The sequence below is a fragment of the Pseudoxanthomonas yeongjuensis genome (assembly GCF_010093345.1).
Taxonomy (GTDB): domain Bacteria; phylum Pseudomonadota; class Gammaproteobacteria; order Xanthomonadales; family Xanthomonadaceae; genus Pseudoxanthomonas_A; species Pseudoxanthomonas_A yeongjuensis.
The window spans coordinates 520,761-539,273 of the sequence record NZ_PDWT01000002.1 but is presented as its reverse complement, the minus strand read 5'-3'; the positions used below and the strand labels follow the sequence as shown (position 1 = coordinate 539,273).

Genomic DNA, 18,513 nt, shown 5'->3' with positions numbered 1-18,513 from the left:
GCGGGCAAGGCCCGCTCCTACACCCGCGATGGGTTGTGATTGAATAGCCGCATGTTCATTTCCTGTCCCCACTGCCGCGAACTGGTCGCCATCGACCGGGAAACACGCCTGGCGCCGGAAATGTGCCCGCGTTGCGGCGGTGTCCTGCGTGAAAGCACCGCGACCGGAACGACGGCCGCGGACGTGCCGGCCGCGGATGGGCGCAGTTTCGTCAGTTTCCTGCAAAACGACGAAACGGCCACGCTCTCTGCGCCCGAAACGACGGCCACCACCGAGGCGGAAACCATCGGCGACGAAATGCCTGCAGATCCGGCTTCGCTGGAAGACCCCAGCGAAGAATCCGCCGGAACCCGCGCAGCAGTTATCGACGAAGCAAACCCCGATATCGATCCGCAAACGACCGATGCCACCCAAAGCAACGCGACGGCCGCATCCACTGCCTCCGTACCTGTCGCTTCCGCACCGGCGCCACTCACGCGGGCGCTTCCGGCAACGCCCAGTTTCACCCGCCAAGTCGCACGGCCCGGCGTGCGCCCACGCACCGCCAGGTGGCAATGGGCGATGCTGATCGTGCTTTCGCTGGCGCTGGCCTTGCAGGTATTGCTCGCCGACCGCGCCCGCCTGGCGGCTGATGCGACGTGGCGGCCCTTGCTAACGCGCCTGTGCGGTGCGCTGGGCTGTTCGATACCGCCGTGGCACCAGCCCGGTGCGTTCTCGATGTTGAGCCGCGACGTCAGTCCGATCGCCGGCAGCGCCGCTGGCTTGAACGTGCAGGCCACCTTCCGCAACGACGCGCGCTGGGCGCAGGCCTGGCCAGTGCTGCTGCTGTCGTTGTCCGATGCGGATGGTCGCGTACTGGGGTCGCGCGCATTCACGCCACGGGAATACCTGGGCACTGCGGCAACGCAAACGGAACTGGCCCCGGGGCAGAGCGCACGGATCGCATTGCAACTGCATGAGCCGAACCCCAACGTGGTCGCATTCACCTTCGACTTTCGTTAACCGGAGCAGATTTTCCAACAAGGGCGTGCATGCGCGCAGATCACGCGCTAGACTCCCCTCCCCGCCGAAAGCTGCCAACCGCACGACGGGCCTACTGTCCGAGTTTGCAGGGGAACCTCCTTCGTGAATGCCGCTGCTCGCCACGACGCCAGTCGCGGCAATCCAAAACCGCCGTTGCGCGATCACGTGGCGCAATCCGTACGCCGCTACCTGCGCGACCTGGATGGCAGCGATGCGGACGACGTATACGAAATCGTGCTGCGCGAAATGGAAATCCCGTTGTTCGTGGAGGTGCTGAACCACTGCGAAGGCAACCAGAGCCGCGCCGCGGCCCTGCTCGGCATCCATCGCGCCACCCTGCGCAAGAAGCTCAAGGATTACGGGCTGGCGTAGAGCGCAGCTTGCTGCGCTGTCTTTCGGCCTGATCTCGGGAAAGTCCCAGCCGGGCAAGCTCGGCTCTACGGGGCCCCGCCGCAGCAGTGTGGACCGCTACAATGTCGGCCCACGCCGCTTCACCGATGCCTCCATGCCCACCGATTTCCTGCCCGTGCGCCGGGCGCTGCTGTCCGTTTCCGACAAGACCGGCCTGGTCGAGCTGGCCACCGCGCTGGCCGCGCGCAAGGTCGAACTGTTGTCCACCGGCGGCACCGCCAAGGCATTGCGTGACGCGGGCCTGGCCGTACGCGATGTGTCCGAAGTCACCGGCTTCCCGGAAATGATGGATGGCCGGGTCAAGACCCTGCATCCCCTGGTCCATGGCGGGCTGCTGGGGCGCAGCGGCACCGACGATGCGGTGATGGCCGAACACGGCATCGCCCCGATCGACCTGCTGGTGCTGAACCTGTATCCGTTCGAGACCGTCACTGCCGATCCCGCCTGCAAGCTGGAGGACGCGGTGGAGAACATCGACATCGGCGGCCCGGCGATGCTGCGCTCGGCGGCGAAGAATTTCGCCCGCGTGGCCGTCGCCACCGACCCTTCGCAGTACGCCGGCCTGCTCGCCGAACTCGACGCGCGTGACGGCTCGCTGTCGGCCCGAACCCGCTTCGCGCTGTCCGTCGCCGCCTTCAACCGCGTGGCGCAGTACGATGCGGCGATCAGCAACTATTTGTCCTCGGTCACCGATGCAACGGGCGACGTACCGGTCCGTGCCGCGTTTCCGGCGCAAACCAACGGCAACTTCGTCAAGGTCATGGACTTGCGCTATGGCGAGAATCCGCACCAGCAGGCGGCGTTCTACCGCGACCTGTATCCGGCACCCGGCTCACTGGCCACCTTCGCCCAGTTGCAGGGCAAGGAGCTGAGCTACAACAACATCGCCGACAGCGACGCGGCCTGGGAATGCGTGCGCCAGTTCGACGCGCCGGCCTGCGTGATCGTGAAGCACGCCAATCCCTGCGGCGTGGCGGTGGGCGTGGCCTGCGGCGATGCCTACGAACTGGCCTACGCCACCGACCCGACCAGCGCCTTCGGCGGCATCATCGCCTTCAACCGCACGCTGGACGCGGCGACGGCGAAAGTCATCCTGGACCGGCAGTTCGTCGAGGTGCTGATTGCGCCCGACTACGAACCCGGCGCGCTGGACTACGCAGCCAGGAAGGCCAACGTCCGCGTGCTGCGCATCCCGCTTGCGCCGGCTTCGAGCGGCTTCATCGATACCAAACGCGTTGGTTCCGGCCTGCTGCTGCAGACCGCCGACGACCGCATCGTGACCCGCGACGACCTCAAGGTGGCGACGAAACTGGCGCCGACCGAGGCCCAGTTCTCCGACCTGCTGTTCGCGTGGAAGGTGGCCAAGTTCGTCAAGTCCAACGCTATCGTCTATGCGAAGGACAACCGCACCATCGGCGTCGGCGCCGGGCAGATGAGCCGCGTGGTCTCGGCGAAGATCGCGGGCCTGAAGGCCGAGGAAGCGAAGCTGTCGGTGCCGGGCTCGGTGATGGCCTCGGATGCGTTCTTCCCGTTCCGCGACGGCATCGACGCTGCGGCGGCGGCAGGGATCAAGGCGGTGATCCAGCCGGGCGGCTCGATGCGCGACAATGAGGTCATCGCCGCGGCCGACGAGCATGGGCTGGCGATGGTGTTCACCGGGGTGCGGCATTTCAGGCACTGATTCGTGTTGAAGGCATCAAGGCCGTAGCCCGGGTAGAGCGCAGCGAAACCCGGGGGAAGCGTTGGGTAATATTGAAAAGCCCCGGGTTTCGCTGCGCTCTGCCCGGGCTACGAAGCAATGCCACGGGAGTCGAAACGCTATGAAGATTCTGGTTATCGGTTCCGGCGGCCGCGAGCACGCCCTCGCCTGGAAGCTCGCGCAGTCCCCGCGCGTCACCGAGGTCATCGTCGCCCCCGGCAACGCCGGCACCGCGACCGAACCCAAATGCCGCAACGCCAACGTGGCGGTGAACAACATCGACGGCCTGCTCACCCTGGCCCGCAACGCGAAGATCGCGGTCACCGTGGTCGGCCCGGAAATCCCGCTGGTCGCCGGCGTGGTCGACCGTTTCCGCGAAGCCGGCCTGCGCGTGTTCGGCCCCACCGCCGCGGCCGCGCAGCTGGAAGGCAGCAAGGCCTACGCCAAGGACTTCCTCGCCCGCCACCGGATTCCGACCGCGTTCTATTCGGTGTTCACCGATGTGGAGCCGGCGCTGGCTTATATCCAGGAGAAAGGCGCGCCGATCGTGGTCAAGGCCGATGGCCTGGCCGCCGGCAAGGGCGTGATCGTGGCGATGACGTTGCAGGAAGCCGAGGACGCGGTGACCGACATGCTCTCCGGCAACGCCTTCGGCGACGCCGGCGCGCGCGTGGTGATCGAGGAATTCCTGGAGGGCGAGGAAGCCAGCTTCATCAGCATGGTCGATGGCAGGACCGCATTGCCGATGGCCACCTCGCAGGACCACAAGCGCGTCGGCGACGGCGACACCGGCCCCAATACCGGCGGCATGGGTGCGTATTCGCCGGCGCCGGTGGTGACCCCGGAAGTGCACGCGCGGGTGATGCGCGAAGTGGTCGAACCGACCGTGCAGGGCATGCTCGCCGACGGCATCCCCTTCACCGGTTTCCTCTATGCCGGGCTGATGATCGATGCGGCCGGCGCACCGAAGGTGATCGAATTCAACGTGCGTTTCGGCGACCCGGAAACCCAGCCGGTGATGATGCGCCTGCAATCGGATCTGCTGGACCTGGTGGAAGCCGGCATCGACGGACGATTGAACGAAGTCGAGGCGAGCTGGGATCCGCGACCCTCGCTGGGCGTGGTGATGGCGGCGAAAAACTATCCGGACACGCCGCGACTCGGCGACGCCATCAACAGCTGGGATGTGCCCGACGTGCCCGAGACCAAGGTCTTCCACGCCGGCACGCGAGTGGAGGGCGACCACGTGGTGACTTCGGGCGGCCGCGTGCTGTGCGTGTGCGCGCTGGGCAAGGACATCGCCGATGCGCAACGCCGCGCCTACGAGGAAGTCTCCGGCATCTCCTGGCCCGGCGAATTCCACCGCCACGACATCGGCTGGCGGGCGATCGCCCGCTCCTGATTCCGTAGGAGCGGGCCTTGCCCGCGATGCTCTTCGTCGGGGTCGTGGATGCGGACCGAAGGGCATCGCGCCCAAGGGGCGCTCCTACAGGCATGGGAGGTTCTGCTAGTCTCCGCGGCATCCAAGGAGCGCGCATGTCGAGCCACAGTCAGTTCGCCTTACTGAAACAGCGGCGCTTCCTGCCGTTCTTCGTCACCCAGTGCTTCGGCGCGTTCAACGACAACGTCTATCGGCAGGCCATCATCGGCCTGTTGTTCTATCTCGGCGTCAGCACCGAAGAACGCACGCTGTACACCAACCTGGCGCCGGCACTGTTCATCCTGCCCTACTTCCTGTTCTCCGCCACCGCCGGCCAGATCGCCGAGAAGCTGGAGAAATCCAGGCTGATCCGCATCACCACCACCATGGAAATCGCGATCATGTCGCTGGCGGCGATCGGCTTCGTGACCCAGAACATGGTCGTTCTGCTGGTGGCGCTGTTCTGCACCGGCCTGCAGTCCACGCTGTTCGGTCCGGTGAAGTATTCGATCCTGCCCTCGGTGCTCAAGCCGGAGGAGCTGACCGGCGGCAACGGCCTGGTCGAGATGGGCACTTCGATCTCGATCCTGGTCGGCATGATCTTCGGCGGCCTGATCTTCAAAATCGCAGGCGACCAGGGCCCGGTGGTCGCGGCGACCGCGATCATCGTGCTCGCGATCAGCGGCAACCTGGTCAGCCGCGCGATCCCGCGCGCGGAAGCCGGCGCGCCCGGGCTGAAGATCAACTGGAACCCGATCCCCGAATCGCTGGCCGTGCTGCGCCTGGCCAAGAAGCAGGTCGCGGTGCGCAACGCCATCCTGGGCGTGTCCTGGTTCTGGTTCATCGGTACGGTGTTGACCTCGCAGCTGCCGACCTATGCGGAAATCAACCTGGGCGGTTCGGAGACGCTGTACATCTTCGCCCTGGCGTTGTTCTCCATCGGCACCGGCGTCGGGTCACTACTTTGCGAGAAACTGTCGGCGCGCACGGTGGAAATCGGCCTGGTACCGCTGGGCGCGTTCGGCATCAGCGCGTTCCTGCTGGACCTGTATTTCGCCCGCAGTGGCGCGGCCACGACCAGCGGGATGGAAGTGATGCAGTTCCTGCGCCAGCCCGGCAGCTGGCGCATCGTCATGGACCTGGTCGGCATCGGCCTGTTCACCGGCTTCTTCGTGGTGCCGTTGTTCGCCCTGATCCAGAACCGCACGCCGAAGGACGAGCTGTCGCGCGTGATCGCCGGAATGAACATCCAGAACGCGGCCTTCATCGTGCTGGCCGCGGTGCTGGGCATCTTGTTGCAGATGAAGCAGCTGAGCGCATTCGGCTATACCGTGCCGATGCCGGGGCTGAGCATCCCGCAGGTATTCCTGGCGCTGGCCATCGCCAACGTGGTGGTGGCGATATACATCTTCACCCTGGTGCCCGAATTCCTGATGCGCTTCCTCAGTTGGGTATTCGTGCGCGGCCTGTACCGGCTACGCCTGCACGGCATCGAGAAGAACGTGCCCGACGAAGGCGCCGCGTTGCTGGTGTGCAACCACGTCAGCTATATGGATGCGTTGATCCTGTCGGCCAGCGTGCCGCGGCCGGTGCGCTTCGTCATGTACTACAAGATCTTCGAGATCCCGGTGATGAGCTGGATCTTCCGCACCGCCAAGGCCATCCCGATCGCCGGTGCGCGCGAGAATCCGGAAATGATGCGGCGCGCATTCGAGGAGATCGACGCGGCCCTGGCCGATGGCCAGATCGTGGGCATCTTCCCCGAGGGTGCGTTGACCCGCGATGGCGGGATCGCGCCATTCAAGTCGGGCGTGGAACGCGTGCTGGAACGCGCCAATGAAAGCGGCCGGCCGGTGCCGGTGGTCCCGATGGCGCTCAAGGGCATGTGGACCAGCATGTGGAGCCATCGCGACGGACGCATGCGCCGCATGCGCCTGCCGCGCCGCTTCCGCGCGCATGTCGAAGTGGTGGCGGGGGAACCGATCGACGGCCGCACCGCCAGCGCCGGACTGCTGGAAGCCAAAGTGCGCGAATTGCGCGGCGGCGACGCCTGAGGCTATGCCGGGGCGGCGGCCTCGGTTAGGCTGGCGCCGGGGGAAACATCGCTTGCATCACACATCCGCGCCCGAGGTTGCGGATGCCTTGCCGGAGTCAATCCATGAGTTACATACCGCCACCTCCCGGTGGCACGCACGAATACATACCCAACCACCTGGTGTGGGCGATCCTCAGCACGTTGTTCTGCTGCCTGCCGCTCGGCATCGTCTCGATCGTCTATGCCTCGCAGGTGGATGGAAAGCGTGCGGCCGGCGACATCGCCGGCGCGCGCGAAGCTTCGGGCAAGGCGAAATTCTGGGCGATGCTGTCGGCCGGACTGGCATTGATCCCGATCACGCTGTACCTCGTTTTCGTCCTGTTCCTCGGTGGCCTGGGGGTGCTGGGCGGACTGAGTGGGGTGAATTAGACTGTCGCCGAGCTTCCTTACCCGAATCCCTGACGGAGAACTCCGATGAGCTACGTACCGCCCCCCGCTTCCGCGGCACCCGGCAGCATCCCCAACCATCTTGCCTGGGCGATCATCGCCACCGTGCTGGCGACCTGCCTGTGCTGTCCGCTGGGCCTGGTGGGCATCGTCGCCATCGTGTTCTCCGCCAAGGTCAACGGCCTGCTGGCGCAAGGCGACATCGCCGGCGCGCAACGCGCTTCGGCCAACGCCAAGACCTGGTGCTGGGTCGCCACCGCTCTTGCGATCATCGGCCTGTTGATCAACATCGTCATGTTCGCCACCGGCGGCGCCGAGTCCTATCTGCAAATGATCCAGCAATATCAATAACCGGCCGATGTCGTTCGCATTACGGCCGATCCGGATAGCCGCACTGACAACGGCCGCGCTCGCGGCCGTTGTCGGTTTCTGGCTACTGCGCAATTTCGATCCCAACGCGGCCGGCAGCCTGTTTCCGAAATGCATGTTCCATGCACTCACCGGCTGGTATTGCATCGGTTGCGGAATGACCCGCGCGCTGCACGCGCTGGTCCATGGCGATGTTCCGCGGGCGTTCTCGATGAATCCGCTGGCGATGACGGTACTGGCGATCTCGCCGCTGCTGCTCGGGTGGAAACTGGGTTGGCGGCCCGCGTGGTTGCGGCCCTTGATCGCGATCGTGGCCGAGCCGAAGTTCTGGCTGGTGCTGCTGCCGCTTTACTGGATCGCGCGTAACCTGCCGTGGTTTCCGTTTACGCTGCTGGCGCCGGGTTAAAGGCTCGCTCCAGCGGCCACTGCCTGATGCGCTGTGGCGCGGATCGCGCGTAACTTGCCGTGATTTCCGTTCGCCTTGCTCGCGCCAGGCGGCTGATGCCCATGTAGGAGCGGGCCTTGCCCGCGATGCTCTTGCTTCGGACAGATAACCAAAGCATCGCGGGCAAGGCCCGCTCCTACATTTTTGGAATCCAGGGTCAGCTCACCCAGCCGGCGATCACGAACAACGCCAGCACCGCCATCCACAGCAGCAGGATGCGCCAGACCAGGCTCATCGCATCGCGCAGTTCCGGCAATTCGCGCATGGCCTGGACCATGCCTTCCTCGGCGTATTCCTCCGCCTCTTCGGCCAGCTCGCTCTTGACGCTGGCGCGTGCGGCCGCGCCCAGGAAACCATTGTCCAGTTGCATCCTGTTGCCCTGCGCTTCGCGCCAGGCATAGAACACCGTATCGAAATTGCCGACCAGCGCCATCGCCAGGGTCATCAGTTGAGCGACGGGCCAGTCCAGCACCGCTCGCAATGCGTGCGCACCGGCCAGGGTTTCGGCGGGAAGAGTGCGCGAGTACGCGCCTTCGGCGGCGAATGCGGCCAGCCGGTACAACAGCGCCCCCACCGGACCGAGCAGCAGGAACCAGAACAACACCCCGAACCAGCGGTGCAAGGCGTTACGGAACACCGCTTCGACCAGGGCCGGGCCATCGGCAACGACGGTCGCGGCGTCCGGCCAGAGATGGGCGATGGCCTCGCGCCGGGTCGCCGGATCGTGCGCATCGATGATCGCTTCCACGTCCACGTCCAGGTCGCGCGGCCCCCACGCATAAACCAGCGCGGCGATCCCGAACAGCAGGCCCAGCAGGCCGAACAACGGCGCGTGCAGCCACCATTGCAGCAATGCGACCAGCGACAACGGCGGCAGCAGCGCCAGCGCCACGCCATGGCGCCCACGCCAGAAACCACCGCTGCCGATGTGCGTATCCAGCCATTGCAGCCAGTGGCCATACCAGGTGTAGCGACGCGCCGCCGTCACCAGCGCCGGGGCGATATGCCCCAGCACCAGCGCGATGACCACGGCAACCAGGGTGATCGACATGTGTTCCCTCCGTGGCCGATTCTAGCTTGCCCGGTCGTGAATAACGGGTCGCGACGGGCGCAACCGCCCGCCGCGGCTCAAGCGTCGCCAGCGGCGATCATGCCCGCATACCAGTGTTCGATAAGCGAACGGGCGATGGAAATGCGCGGCGACAGCAGGATTCCGTCCTCGTCGTTGCCTTTGCGCTGGCGCGCAGCGGCGATCTCTTCCAGTCCGAACCAGCGCGCTTCCTCCAGTTCGCCATCGACCTGCGGCGGATCCGGTTCCGCATCTGCGGCGAAGCCGAGCATCAACGCGCCAGGGAACGGCCAGGGTTGCGCGCCCAGGTAGCGGCAACTGCGCACCCGTACCCGGGTTTCCTCGAACACCTCGCGGACCACGGTCTGTTCCAGCGATTCGCCCGGCTCCACGAAACCGGCGATCACCGAATAACGGCGCGCCGGCCAGCCGGTCTGGCGGCCCAGCAACAGGCGCTGGCCATCGCTGACCGCGACGATCACCGCGGGATCCACGCGCGGGTAATGGTCGCTGGCGCATTGCGTGCAATGGGCGACATAGCCGGCGCGGCGGAATTCAATCGTGCCGCCGCAGATCCCGCAATAACGGCTGCGGCTGCGCCAGTGCTGCATGGCGCGGGCGAAGGCGAAGGCGCTGGATTCGGCCACCGGCCACGTGGCCGCCGCGCTGCGCAGGTCGACGCGGCGCGGCGCGGCCAGCGGCAACACCTCGGCATCGACCGAAAACCACGCCTCCTCGCCCTGCAGGCCGAGGAACACCGCAGTGCCGGGCCCGTTGCCCAGCGCGGCGCCGCGGGTGACCAGCAACCCTCCAGCCTCATCGGCAAACGCGCTGCCGTCGGCTTCCAGCACGATCACCCGCGCATGCGGCCACAGCCGCAGCAGCGCATCGGCATCGTCGCGCAAGGCATCGGAACGGTCGAGGCGCGCGTCGCCGAAGGCGAAGCCGGAAAGTTCCGCGGGGAATTTGAGGCGGGTGTCGGTCACTGCCTGCGCATGATACGCGGCGACCGACGCGCACTCACATGCTGAAACTGCTGCCGCAGCCGCAGGTGGTCTTGGCGTTGGGGTTGCGGATCACGAACTGCGCGCCCTGCAGGCTCTCGGTGTAGTCCACTTCCGAACCCATCAGGTATTGCAGGCTCAGCGGATCGACCAGCAGGGTCACGTCGTCGGTGTCGACCGCGACATCGTCCTCGGCGCGGTTTTCGTCGAACTCGAAGCCGTACTGGAAACCGGAACAGCCGCCACCCTGGATGTATACGCGCAAGGCCAATGCCGCGTTGCCTTCCTCGCTGATCAGCTCGCGCACCTTGGCCGCGGCCGCGCCGGTGAAATTCAACGGCCGATCCAGCGACTGGTAATCGGGGGCGGGTGTGGCGACTGGCAGGGAAACTAGCGTGTTCATGGGATCAGGATGGGGCCGCAGGCCGTGCGGTTCAAGCGCAGCAAGGGATTCCCGGCACCCGTAAGCCGCCGGATTCCGTTCATGGCGTGGAAAAGGCGCCGGCCAGCGAGTCGTTCCAGGAGAACGATTGCTCCACCGCCGCCCCGCTCTGCGGTGCCAGGCGCACGGCGACGCGCGATGGCTTGAATCCGTCGGGCAGGACGAAATCGCCTTCGACCTGCTGGAAATACTTGAACGAATAATCCACGCCCGGCGCATCGGCCTGCTGGCGCAGGTCTGCCCAGGCCAGGCGCTGCAACTTGCCGTTGTGGGTCCCTTCCACCGCCACCTGCAGGCGGCCGGCATTGACTGCGCCGCGATTGAGGTTCTGGGTGAGGGTGGCGATGAAATGCCAACCCTGGTCGCTTTGCGGCACCAGTTGCAGCTCGTGCACGGCCAGGCCGCGGCGCTGGGCGGTCGCGCCGACGAAGCGTTCGTAGAAGGCGACATCCGCGCGCAGCCCGGAAATTTCCTCGTCGCGTTCGGCCAGGGTGCTTTGCAGGTCGCGGTTGGCGTCGCGGCTGATCTGGTCGGAACGCGCCAGGGTCGCGGCCCCCTGTTCCAGTTCGTCGATCTTTTTCTGCTGGGCCCGCATCTGCGCCGGGGTCGGCTGGTTGGCATCGGCGCCGGCGAATACCTTCCATACACCCCACGCCCCGAATGCCAACGCCAGCAGGAGCAAGGCCGCGGCGGCATACAGCCCGCGGCGGGCCATCGGGGTCAGCGGCGGCAAGGGCGGATGCGGAGCGGTGGCTGGAAGATCAGTCATGGGCTCAGGATATCCCTTGCGGGTTAAGGAGCTTCTGAACGTCGATATCCAGGAGCTCGCGGCTTACGCCCCGAAGGAAGTCCTCTTGGGGGACGCCGCTCCCACAGCCTTCCGGCGCTAGCCGTTCGCCGCAACCAGGGTCGGACCGGCCTGGGCCGCAGCTGCGGCATCGACATGGATCAGGCGCCCGGTCAGGGTCGCCCCGGCGCGCATTTCCACCACCTTGTAGTGCACGTTGCCCAGTACCCGGGCCTTGGCCGCCAGCTCGATGCGCTCGGACGCAAACACGTCGCCCTGCAGTTCGCCGTTGATGATGACCACGGGCACCTGGATCTCGCCCTCGATGCGGCCCTGCTCGGCCAGGGTCAGCACCGCGGGTTTGCCTTCTTCGGCGACGACCTTGCCGTGGATGCGGCCTTCCACGTAGAGCCCACCGCTGAACACCAGGTCGCCATGCAGGGTCACCTGCGGCCCGATCAAGGTATCGATGGCCTGGCCGTCGTGGTGGGTCGACTTGTTCTTGAACATACGGGTCTCCTGCGGGGGAAGCGGAAAGGGGAAAAGGAACCCGGGCGATCAAACCCGGAAGGAATCAGCGGAAGGGATCAGGTGTTGGCGGTCTTCCAGTCGAAGGCCTGCTCCACCGCCACGCCTTCGTTGTCCAGCACCACCCGGACCCGTTGCGGTGTGAAATCCCGCGGCAGCATCACCCGTCCGTCCAGGGTCTGGAAATAGCGGAAGGAGTAGGTCTGCCCGGGCGCGCTGGGCTGCTGGTGCAACTCGTTCCAGTTGATCGTGGCCAGCTTGCCCGCGCGCACGCCCTCGATGACGAAGCGCATCTGCCCCTGGCTGATGGCGCCGCGATTGAGGTTCTGGGTCAACACGATCTGGTAGTGCCAGGCGGCCCCGGTGCCGGCGATGAATTCCGAGGAAAACACGTTCAGGCCCTTGCGCTGCTGGGTCGGCCCGACCAGGCGCTCATAGAAGGCGACGTCGGCGCGCAGGGCGGAGATTTCCTCGTCGCGTTCGGCCAGGGTCCCTTGCAGGTCGCCGTTGGCCTCGCGGCTGATCTTGTCGGATACGCTCAGGGTGGCTTCACGCTGGCTCAACTGCTGCAGGCGGGACTGCTGCGCCGCCAGCTGCTGCTCGGCGTCGCGCATGCGTCGGGCGGTATCGGCCAGAGTGGGCGCGGCGCGGATCCCGGCCCAATGCCAGGCCAGCCCCAACGACAACAGCCAGACCCCACCCACCGCCACGGCCAAGGGCCAGCGACGCGTGGTCCGACGCTGCACGATCTGGTAACGGGAAGGGGCTTGGTAGGAAGGGGCATGGGACATCGGAACAATCCGTAAAGGGAAGCCTCTGCTTCCACCAGGCGGCGCCGATCCGACGCGGCCGCGCCAGCACGGATGGCGGGCGGCAACGGGCCTATACTCGGCAGTGGGTGGACGGCCCCCTGTGACCGTCCGGTGTCGGTTCCAGTCTAGGCGAATCCCCCGCATGTCCGAAGCGCATCTTTTCGTAATTGGGATCCTGTTGGCATGGATGGCGGGGATCCGCGTGTATCTGACCGTGTTCGGGCTGGGCCTGGCCGGCGCATTGGGTTGGCTGGACCTGCCGCCGGCCCTGCAGGTGACCCAGTCATGGTGGGTGCTGGGCACCTCCGGCGCCTTGGCCGTGGCCGAATTCTTCGCCGACAAGATCCCCGGCGTGGATTCCGGCTGGGATCTGCTGCAGACCCTGGCCCGGGTGCCGGCCGGCGCCTTCCTGGCCGCGGCCACGCTGTCGCCCGACGGTCAGTTGAGTGGCGGCGCGCTGGCCGCCGGTGCCGGCGTGGCCCTGACCAGCCACCTGTTAAAGTCCGGTTCGCGCGCATTGATGAACACCTCCCCGGAGCCGGTCAGCAACTGGACCGCCTCGATCACCGAGGATGCGGTGGTGGTGGGCGGCCTGGCGCTGGCCTTCGCCCATCCCTGGCTGGCCCTGATCGCGGTGGTCGGAATCAGTGTGATGCTGGCCGTGCTGGTGTGGTGGGTCTGGCGCAAGCTGTCGCGCGGAATCCGCAGCCTGCTGCGGCCGTCGCCGGCGGCTTCTATGCCGGGCCAGCGGAATGAGCAATGATCCAACTCCCCATTATGTGAACTTCGTCGCATAATGGCTCTCATGCTTGGGGAAGCCTGATGTCTGTCATTGAACCCACCTCCCGCCCGCAGGACGAGCCTTTTCGCCCGCGGTTGCGTGCCGAAACCCCGCCGCCGCATTACTGGCGGCGCTGGGCCGGCGACGCGCCCGCGGACGAACCCGGGCCTGTCGCTCCTCCGCCGGCCCCGCTCGCCGCTTCGGCTGGCACCAGCCCTGCCATCAAGCCGCAGGCCGTCACGAGTACGGGTGCGGACACGAAAAAGGCCACTGCGAACGCCAGCGCCAGGCGTAGTTCCGCCAATGACCCGCGCAAGCTGGACCCGGACGAGGCACCGTTCCGCATCCTGATCGTGGAGGACGATCGCGGCCAGGCCCTGTTCGCGCAAAGCGTGCTGCACGGCGCCGGCATGCTGGCCGAAGTGGAGATGGCACCGACCGGGGTGATCCCGGCCATCGAAAGCTTCCAGCCCGATCTGGTCCTGATGGACCTGCACATGCCAGGCCAGGACGGCATGACCCTGACCATGCAGATCCGCCAGCGTCCGGACCTGCTGCACCTGCCGATCGTGTTCCTGACCGGCGACCCCGACCCGGAGCGCCAGTACGAAGTGCTGGAAAGCGGCGCCGACGACTTCCTGACCAAACCGATACGCCCGCGCCACTTGATCGCTGCGGTTTCCAACCGGATCCAGCGTTCGCGCCAGCGTGCGCCCGCGGCCGCCGCACCGAGCCTGGTCGTCAATCCTGAAACCGGCTTGCCGACCCGCGCCTATGTGATGCAGCAACTGGGCGCCGCGCTGGAGGAAAAGACTTCCGCCGGCCTGTTCTTCATCGAGATCGGCGGCACCCTGGGCCTGCGCGAGCGCTATGGCTACGCCAACTTCGAGCACCTGATGGCCGACGCAGGACGCGCGCTGGCACAAGCCGCCGCGCCGCATCCGCTGGCTCGCCTGAACGACAACAGCTTCCTTGCCCTGGCCCGCGACCTGGATGCCGAAGCGATGGCGGCGTTCGCCCGCCGCCTGCGCGAGCAACTGGGCCAGCACGACTTCATCGTCCGCAATGAGGAAACCCTGCGCCTGGCGGGCGCGGTGGGCTATGCGGCGCTTCCCCACACTTTCTCCGACACCGGCAGCGCGCTGGAAGCCACCGAACGCGCCGCGCTGCAAGCCCGCATGCAGTCCGAAGGAATCGCCGCCTACCTCCCACCCGCGGTATCCGCGGACGACGACGGTCTCTCGCTTGCCGACGCCGACCTGGAATTGGCCTACCAGCCGATCGTCTCGGTCGCCGGCAGCGAACTGGCCCAGTACCAGGTGTTCCTGCGCATGCGCCAGGCCGATGGCACGCTGATCGCGGCGGCGCAAGCGGTCCCGGCCGCGGAACTGGCCGGACGCATCGTCGAGCTGGACCGGCAGGTGATGGAACGCGTGCTGGACCTGCTGTCCCGCTACCAGATGGAAGGCAAGTCGCTGCGCCTGTTCGTGTCGCAATCGCCGCGTTCGCTGGCGCGCGAGGCATTCGCCGACTGGCTGTTGCAGACCATCGCCACGCGCGGCATCGAAGGCACCTCGTTGATCATCGACCTGCGCCTGGACGACGCGCTGATCCATTCGGTGACCCTGCGCCAGTTCTGCAACCGGCTGATGGCCGCGGGCGTGCAGTTCTGCCTCAGCCAATTCGAGCCCGGCCGCGAAGCCGAGGCCCTGCTCAGCCAGTTGCCGCTCGGTTACCTGCGCGTGTCCAACCGCTATGCCGCCGCCCATCACGATCCCGGCCTGCGCGACCAGTTGCGCGGGATGATCGACTTGGCGCACCGCATGGGACTGCAGGTGATCGGGCAACAGATCGAAGACCCACAGGCCGCGGCGGCGATGTGGATGGGCGGCGTCGACTTCATCCAGGGCAACCTGGTGCAGGGCGTCGGCAGCGATCTGGGTTTCGATTTCCATAACGCGGTGTTGTAGGGATGAGCCTGCTTGGGCGCTGGCCCGTGGCGCCATGGCTGGCCTTGCTCGCGATCCTGCTCGCGGTGGCGGCCTTGCTGCTGCCGATGACCGGCGTCGCCGGACCGTGGACATGGGTGGCGCTGGCCAGCGCCGGTTGCGCCGCGCTGTTGTGCATGGTCGTCGCCCTGCGCATGCGCGCCCTGTCCGCACGCCACGAAGGCAGCGAAGCGCGTGCGGCGATGGCCGAATCCGAGCGCAACAACCTGCAACGCGAGCTGCAACACCACGGTCGCCTGGAACAACAACTGTTGCTGGCCAAGCAGGCGGCCGAATCGGCGGTCCTGGCCAAGGGCGAATTCCTGGCCACGATGAGCCACGAGATCCGCACCCCGCTCAACGGCATCGTGCCGATGCTGGACCTGCTCTCGCGCGCGGCGCTGCCGCCGGATCAGCGCGACATGCTCAATACCGCCAGCGCTTCCTCGCAACAGTTGCTGCGCATCGTCGACGACATCCTCGACTATTCCAAGCTGGAAGCGAACAAGCTGGAACTGGAAGTCACCGGCTTCAACCTGCGCGACGTGCTGGACGGCGTCATGCAACTGATGCAGCGCCCGGCCGACAACAAGAATCTGCGCCTCAACCTGCAACTGGACCCGGCGGTGCGCCTGCCGGTGCGCGGCGATCCGGTGCGCATGCGCCAGGTCCTCAGCAATCTGATCGGCAATGCGGTCAAGTTCACCGAGCGTGGCGCCATCACCGTGATCGTGCGCCGGCTGGGCGAAACCGCGGCCCAGCACCTGCTGCGCTTCGAGATCCGCGACACCGGCATCGGCATCGATGCCGAAGCGCAGTCGCGGCTGTTCAACTCCTTCACCCAGGCCGACGCCTCGACCACGCGACTGTACGGCGGCACCGGCCTGGGACTGGCGATCTGCAAGCGCATCGTCGACCTGATGGGTGGGCGCATCGGCGTGGTTTCCGAGCCAGGACGCGGGGCCAGCTTCTGGTTCGAAGTGCCGATGCTGAAGGTGATCGGCGACATGCGCGCCCAGGATCCGGGCGCCGACCTGTCGCGTGCCCTGCTGGTCGGTCCCGACGCACGGCTGCGCCAGCGCCTGGCCCTGTTGCTGCCCAGTTGGGGCATCCAGTTGACCTGCGCGGACACCACCCAGGAAGCACTGGAGCGCGTACGCGCCGGACTGGCGCCGGGATCGATGCCGTTCGCGATCATCATCGGCGATCTATCCAGCATCCGCGCCAGCGCGCGCGCCCTGCATCGCGGCGTGACCCGCAGCAACGCCGCCCGGCAAGTACGCATGGTCTGGCTGTATGGCGACGAGGAAATTCCCGACGAACTGCGCGAAGGCAGCACCCTGCTGCCACGCCAGTCGCATGGTGCGGACCTGCATGCGGCATTGTCGTTCGCGCCACCACTGGACAGCCCGGAAGTGGCGTTCGAACCGATTCCCGACAAGGACGTCCTGTTGCCGCCCATCGGCAACGATCACCCCCGTCCCGTTGTGGACGTTGCGACCGCAATCGCCGCGACTCCAGCCGAAGCCGGCGCAACGACCCGGTTATTGCTGGTCGAAGACAACCCGGTCAACCTGGCGGTCGGGGAAAAACTGTTGTCGGTGCTCGGCTACGCCTGCGACATCGCCGTCAATGGCCAGATCGCGTTGGAGAAGATGGCGGCCGGGCAATACGACCTGGTGCTGATGGATTGCCAGATGCCGGTGCTGGATGGCTATTCGGCCACGCGCGAATGGCGCGACCGCGAGACGCTGCAGAAATCATCGCGGCGGCTGCCGATCGTGGCCATGACCGCCAATGCGATGGCCGGCGACCGGCAACGCTGCCTGGATGCGGGCATGGACGACTACCTGTCCAAGCCGGTTTCGCGCGAACAGCTCGAGAACTGCCTGCAGCGCTGGCTGCCGGGTCGGGCCAGCTTCGAGCCCCGCGAGATACCCGAGCCGGTCGTCCAGCCGTTGCCTTCGCTGCATGCGGTTTCGGCCATCGCCGCGCCGGCGCGGCCGGGCGCGCCGGTTTCCTTCCCGGTGCTGGACCACAGCATGCTGGACGAGCTGCAGGAAATCGCCGGCGATGAAACCGCGCGCATCATCGCCCTGTTCCTGGAGGACGCGCCGCGTTTGATCGCGCAGTTGGAAAACGCCGCCTTGGTGCCCGATCTGGATGCCATGCGCGATGCCGCGCATACGCTCAAGTCGTCCAGTGCCAATGTCGGCGCGATGGCGCTGTCGACCGCGGCCAAGCGGGTGGAACTGGGTGCGCGGGCGATGAAACTCGACCGCCCCGCAGTGGCGGTGGCGCTGGTGATCGCCGAGTACGCGCGTGCGCGAATGGCGCTGCAGGGCTATGTCTCGCAGCTCAACCGCAATGCCCGGGTCCCGGCCGCCCCGACCGATCAGTCCTCGAGCTTGGTCAGCAGGTAGTTCGGCTCGCCGATCCGGTCGATCACCGACAGCTGGGTCTCGAGCCAGTCGATGTGCTCTTCCTCGGCCTCCAGAATGTCGGCGAACAATTCGCGACTCACGTAATCGCTCACTTTTTCGCAATGCGCGATCGCCTCGCGCAACAAAGGCGTGGCCTCGTTTTCCAGGGCCAGGTCGCATTCCAGCAACTCACGCGGATTCTCGCCGATGCGCAGCTTGCCCAGGACCTGGAAATTGGGCAGGCCATCGAGGAACAGGATCCGCTCGGACAGTTTGTCCGCGTGCTTCATCTCGTCGATGGATTCCTCGTATTCGTGTTTCGCCAGCTCCTTCAGGCCCCAGTTCTTCAGCATCTTGGCGTGCAGGAAATACTGGTTGATCGCGGTCAGCTCGTTGTAGAGCGCCTTGTTGAGGAATTCGATGACTTTGGCGTCGCCCTTCATGGCCCTGCTCCGGCGGTGGGGAAGGCGCTGAGGTTAGCCGTTCGCACCGGCCGATGGCGGAACGCGAATCGTGTTCGTTTTCGGTTGGGTCCGGGCGTCCGCGACGGCTCAGGCGGCTCGTTGAATGACCGCAACCAGCATGGGCACGGGAAATGCATTGCCAAGCTCGCTGCGCGAGGCTTCCAGGATCGCTGAAGCGGTGTCCAGGCAAGTCCCGCAGGTGGCGCCGCAGCCGGTCCGCATGGTCAGCTCGGCCACGCTGCGTACGCCGCTGGTCGCGGCTTCGCGGATCTGGTGGTCGGTGACACCGTTACAGATGCAGACGTACATGGCGCGCGTGGATCCTGACAGCCCGATCGGGGACGGGGCCTATTTCATCGCGAATGA

At 66.4% G+C, this 18,513-nt stretch carries 19 protein-coding genes; 11 read left to right on the top strand and 8 right to left on the bottom strand.

Features of this window, described 5'->3' with window-relative positions; translation table 11 throughout:
- Window positions 1–51 precede the first annotated feature (51 nt).
- The 8 genes from CSC74_RS09440 to CSC74_RS09405 all read left to right on the top strand — a co-directional run bounded on the left by CSC74_RS09440 (window position 52) and on the right by CSC74_RS09405 (window position 7,810).
- A complete protein-coding gene (locus tag CSC74_RS09440) occupies window positions 52–1,002 on the top strand; it encodes a DUF3426 domain-containing protein (RefSeq protein WP_246193108.1) in 951 nt (316 codons plus the stop codon).
- Window positions 1,003–1,125: 123 nt separating this feature from the next.
- Complete coding sequence (fis, locus tag CSC74_RS09435) at window positions 1,126–1,395, top strand: DNA-binding transcriptional regulator Fis (protein ID WP_162314182.1); 270 nt, start codon at window positions 1,126–1,128, stop codon at window positions 1,393–1,395.
- Between the two features lie 133 nt (window positions 1,396–1,528).
- Window positions 1,529–3,115 (top strand): bifunctional phosphoribosylaminoimidazolecarboxamide formyltransferase/IMP cyclohydrolase, encoded by a 1,587-nt coding sequence (purH, locus tag CSC74_RS09430; RefSeq protein WP_162314181.1) that lies wholly within the window; start codon window positions 1,529–1,531, stop codon window positions 3,113–3,115.
- A 139-nt stretch (window positions 3,116–3,254) separates the two neighbouring features.
- Window positions 3,255–4,535 carry a phosphoribosylamine--glycine ligase gene (gene purD, locus CSC74_RS09425; protein ID WP_162314180.1) on the top strand — a complete coding sequence of 427 codons (1,281 nt, stop codon included), beginning with the start codon at window positions 3,255–3,257 and terminating at the stop codon, window positions 4,533–4,535.
- A gap of 134 nt (window positions 4,536–4,669) precedes the next feature.
- The gene (locus tag CSC74_RS09420) at window positions 4,670–6,607 is read left to right on the top strand and encodes an MFS transporter (protein ID WP_162314179.1); all 1,938 of its coding nucleotides are present in this window, start codon (window positions 4,670–4,672) and stop codon (window positions 6,605–6,607) included.
- A 104-nt stretch (window positions 6,608–6,711) separates the two neighbouring features.
- Entirely contained in the window at window positions 6,712–7,017 is a 306-nt protein-coding gene (locus CSC74_RS09415) for a CD225/dispanin family protein (RefSeq protein ID WP_162314178.1), read from the top strand.
- Between the two features lie 45 nt (window positions 7,018–7,062).
- Window positions 7,063–7,386, top strand: coding sequence for a CD225/dispanin family protein (locus tag CSC74_RS09410; protein ID WP_162314177.1), 324 nt, complete (start codon window positions 7,063–7,065; stop codon window positions 7,384–7,386).
- Window positions 7,387–7,393: 7 nt separating this feature from the next.
- A complete protein-coding gene (locus tag CSC74_RS09405; protein ID WP_162314176.1) occupies window positions 7,394–7,810 on the top strand; it encodes a DUF2752 domain-containing protein in 417 nt (138 codons plus the stop codon).
- Window positions 7,811–8,006: 196 nt separating this feature from the next.
- Here CSC74_RS09405 and CSC74_RS09400 read toward each other — a convergent pair whose 3' ends face one another.
- The 6 genes from CSC74_RS09400 to CSC74_RS09375 form a co-directional block, all read right to left on the bottom strand.
- A complete protein-coding gene (locus CSC74_RS09400; protein ID WP_162314175.1) occupies window positions 8,007–8,900 on the bottom strand; it encodes a hypothetical protein in 894 nt (297 codons plus the stop codon).
- A 77-nt stretch (window positions 8,901–8,977) separates the two neighbouring features.
- Window positions 8,978–9,904, bottom strand: a complete 927-nt coding sequence (gene nudC, locus CSC74_RS09395) for an NAD(+) diphosphatase (RefSeq protein ID WP_162314174.1) — start codon at window positions 9,902–9,904, stop codon at window positions 8,978–8,980.
- Between the two features lie 34 nt (window positions 9,905–9,938).
- Window positions 9,939–10,325: an iron-sulfur cluster insertion protein ErpA gene (gene erpA, locus CSC74_RS09390; protein ID WP_162314173.1), complete on the bottom strand. Its 387-nt coding sequence runs from the start codon at window positions 10,323–10,325 to the stop codon at window positions 9,939–9,941.
- Between the two features lie 79 nt (window positions 10,326–10,404).
- Window positions 10,405–11,133 (bottom strand): DUF6776 family protein, encoded by a 729-nt coding sequence (locus tag CSC74_RS09385; protein ID WP_246193105.1) that lies wholly within the window; start codon window positions 11,131–11,133, stop codon window positions 10,405–10,407.
- A gap of 117 nt (window positions 11,134–11,250) precedes the next feature.
- Window positions 11,251–11,661: a bactofilin family protein gene (locus CSC74_RS09380; RefSeq protein WP_162314172.1), complete on the bottom strand. Its 411-nt coding sequence runs from the start codon at window positions 11,659–11,661 to the stop codon at window positions 11,251–11,253.
- A gap of 77 nt (window positions 11,662–11,738) precedes the next feature.
- Window positions 11,739–12,470: a DUF6776 family protein gene (locus tag CSC74_RS09375; protein ID WP_162314171.1), complete on the bottom strand. Its 732-nt coding sequence runs from the start codon at window positions 12,468–12,470 to the stop codon at window positions 11,739–11,741.
- Between the two features lie 163 nt (window positions 12,471–12,633).
- Between CSC74_RS09375 and CSC74_RS09370 the strand changes: the two genes are divergently transcribed.
- From CSC74_RS09370 to CSC74_RS09360, 3 genes are read left to right on the top strand one after another with little or no spacing between them, the layout of a single operon-like run.
- Window positions 12,634–13,254, top strand: coding sequence for a DUF4126 domain-containing protein (locus tag CSC74_RS09370; RefSeq protein ID WP_162314170.1), 621 nt, complete (start codon window positions 12,634–12,636; stop codon window positions 13,252–13,254).
- A gap of 59 nt (window positions 13,255–13,313) precedes the next feature.
- Window positions 13,314–15,242: an EAL domain-containing protein gene (locus CSC74_RS09365; RefSeq protein WP_162314169.1), complete on the top strand. Its 1,929-nt coding sequence runs from the start codon at window positions 13,314–13,316 to the stop codon at window positions 15,240–15,242.
- 38 nt (window positions 15,243–15,280) lie between these two features.
- Window positions 15,281–17,683 (top strand): hybrid sensor histidine kinase/response regulator, encoded by a 2,403-nt coding sequence (locus CSC74_RS09360; protein WP_425501451.1) that lies wholly within the window; start codon window positions 15,281–15,283, stop codon window positions 17,681–17,683.
- Here the strand turns inward: CSC74_RS09360 and bfr are convergent.
- Together bfr and CSC74_RS09350 are read right to left on the bottom strand one after the other, a co-directional pair.
- A complete protein-coding gene (gene bfr / locus CSC74_RS09355) occupies window positions 17,656–18,126 on the bottom strand; it encodes a bacterioferritin (protein WP_162314167.1) in 471 nt (156 codons plus the stop codon). The genes CSC74_RS09360 and bfr overlap by 28 nt on opposite strands.
- Window positions 18,127–18,234: 108 nt before the next feature.
- Window positions 18,235–18,456, bottom strand: coding sequence for a (2Fe-2S)-binding protein (locus tag CSC74_RS09350; RefSeq protein WP_162314166.1), 222 nt, complete (start codon window positions 18,454–18,456; stop codon window positions 18,235–18,237).
- Between the last annotated feature and the right edge of the window lie 57 nt (window positions 18,457–18,513).

Coding starts and splice junctions, on each gene's coding strand:
- CSC74_RS09440 (WP_246193108.1), top strand. CDS start 52: ATGTTCATTTCCTGTCCCCACTGCCGCGAACTGGTCGCCATCGACCGG.
- purH (WP_162314181.1), top strand. CDS start 1,529: ATGCCCACCGATTTCCTGCCCGTGCGCCGGGCGCTGCTGTCCGTTTCC.
- purD (WP_162314180.1), top strand. CDS start 3,255: ATGAAGATTCTGGTTATCGGTTCCGGCGGCCGCGAGCACGCCCTCGCC.
- CSC74_RS09420 (WP_162314179.1), top strand. CDS start 4,670: ATGTCGAGCCACAGTCAGTTCGCCTTACTGAAACAGCGGCGCTTCCTG.
- CSC74_RS09415 (WP_162314178.1), top strand. CDS start 6,712: ATGAGTTACATACCGCCACCTCCCGGTGGCACGCACGAATACATACCC.
- CSC74_RS09410 (WP_162314177.1), top strand. CDS start 7,063: ATGAGCTACGTACCGCCCCCCGCTTCCGCGGCACCCGGCAGCATCCCC.
- CSC74_RS09405 (WP_162314176.1), top strand. CDS start 7,394: ATGTCGTTCGCATTACGGCCGATCCGGATAGCCGCACTGACAACGGCC.
- CSC74_RS09400 (WP_162314175.1), bottom strand. CDS start 8,900: ATGTCGATCACCCTGGTTGCCGTGGTCATCGCGCTGGTGCTGGGGCAT.
- erpA (WP_162314173.1), bottom strand. CDS start 10,325: ATGAACACGCTAGTTTCCCTGCCAGTCGCCACACCCGCCCCCGATTAC.
- CSC74_RS09385 (WP_246193105.1), bottom strand. CDS start 11,133: ATGACTGATCTTCCAGCCACCGCTCCGCATCCGCCCTTGCCGCCGCTG.
- CSC74_RS09380 (WP_162314172.1), bottom strand. CDS start 11,661: ATGTTCAAGAACAAGTCGACCCACCACGACGGCCAGGCCATCGATACC.
- CSC74_RS09375 (WP_162314171.1), bottom strand. CDS start 12,470: ATGTCCCATGCCCCTTCCTACCAAGCCCCTTCCCGTTACCAGATCGTG.
- CSC74_RS09370 (WP_162314170.1), top strand. CDS start 12,634: ATGTCCGAAGCGCATCTTTTCGTAATTGGGATCCTGTTGGCATGGATG.
- CSC74_RS09365 (WP_162314169.1), top strand. CDS start 13,314: ATGTCTGTCATTGAACCCACCTCCCGCCCGCAGGACGAGCCTTTTCGC.
- bfr (WP_162314167.1), bottom strand. CDS start 18,126: ATGAAGGGCGACGCCAAAGTCATCGAATTCCTCAACAAGGCGCTCTAC.
- CSC74_RS09350 (WP_162314166.1), bottom strand. CDS start 18,456: ATGTACGTCTGCATCTGTAACGGTGTCACCGACCACCAGATCCGCGAA.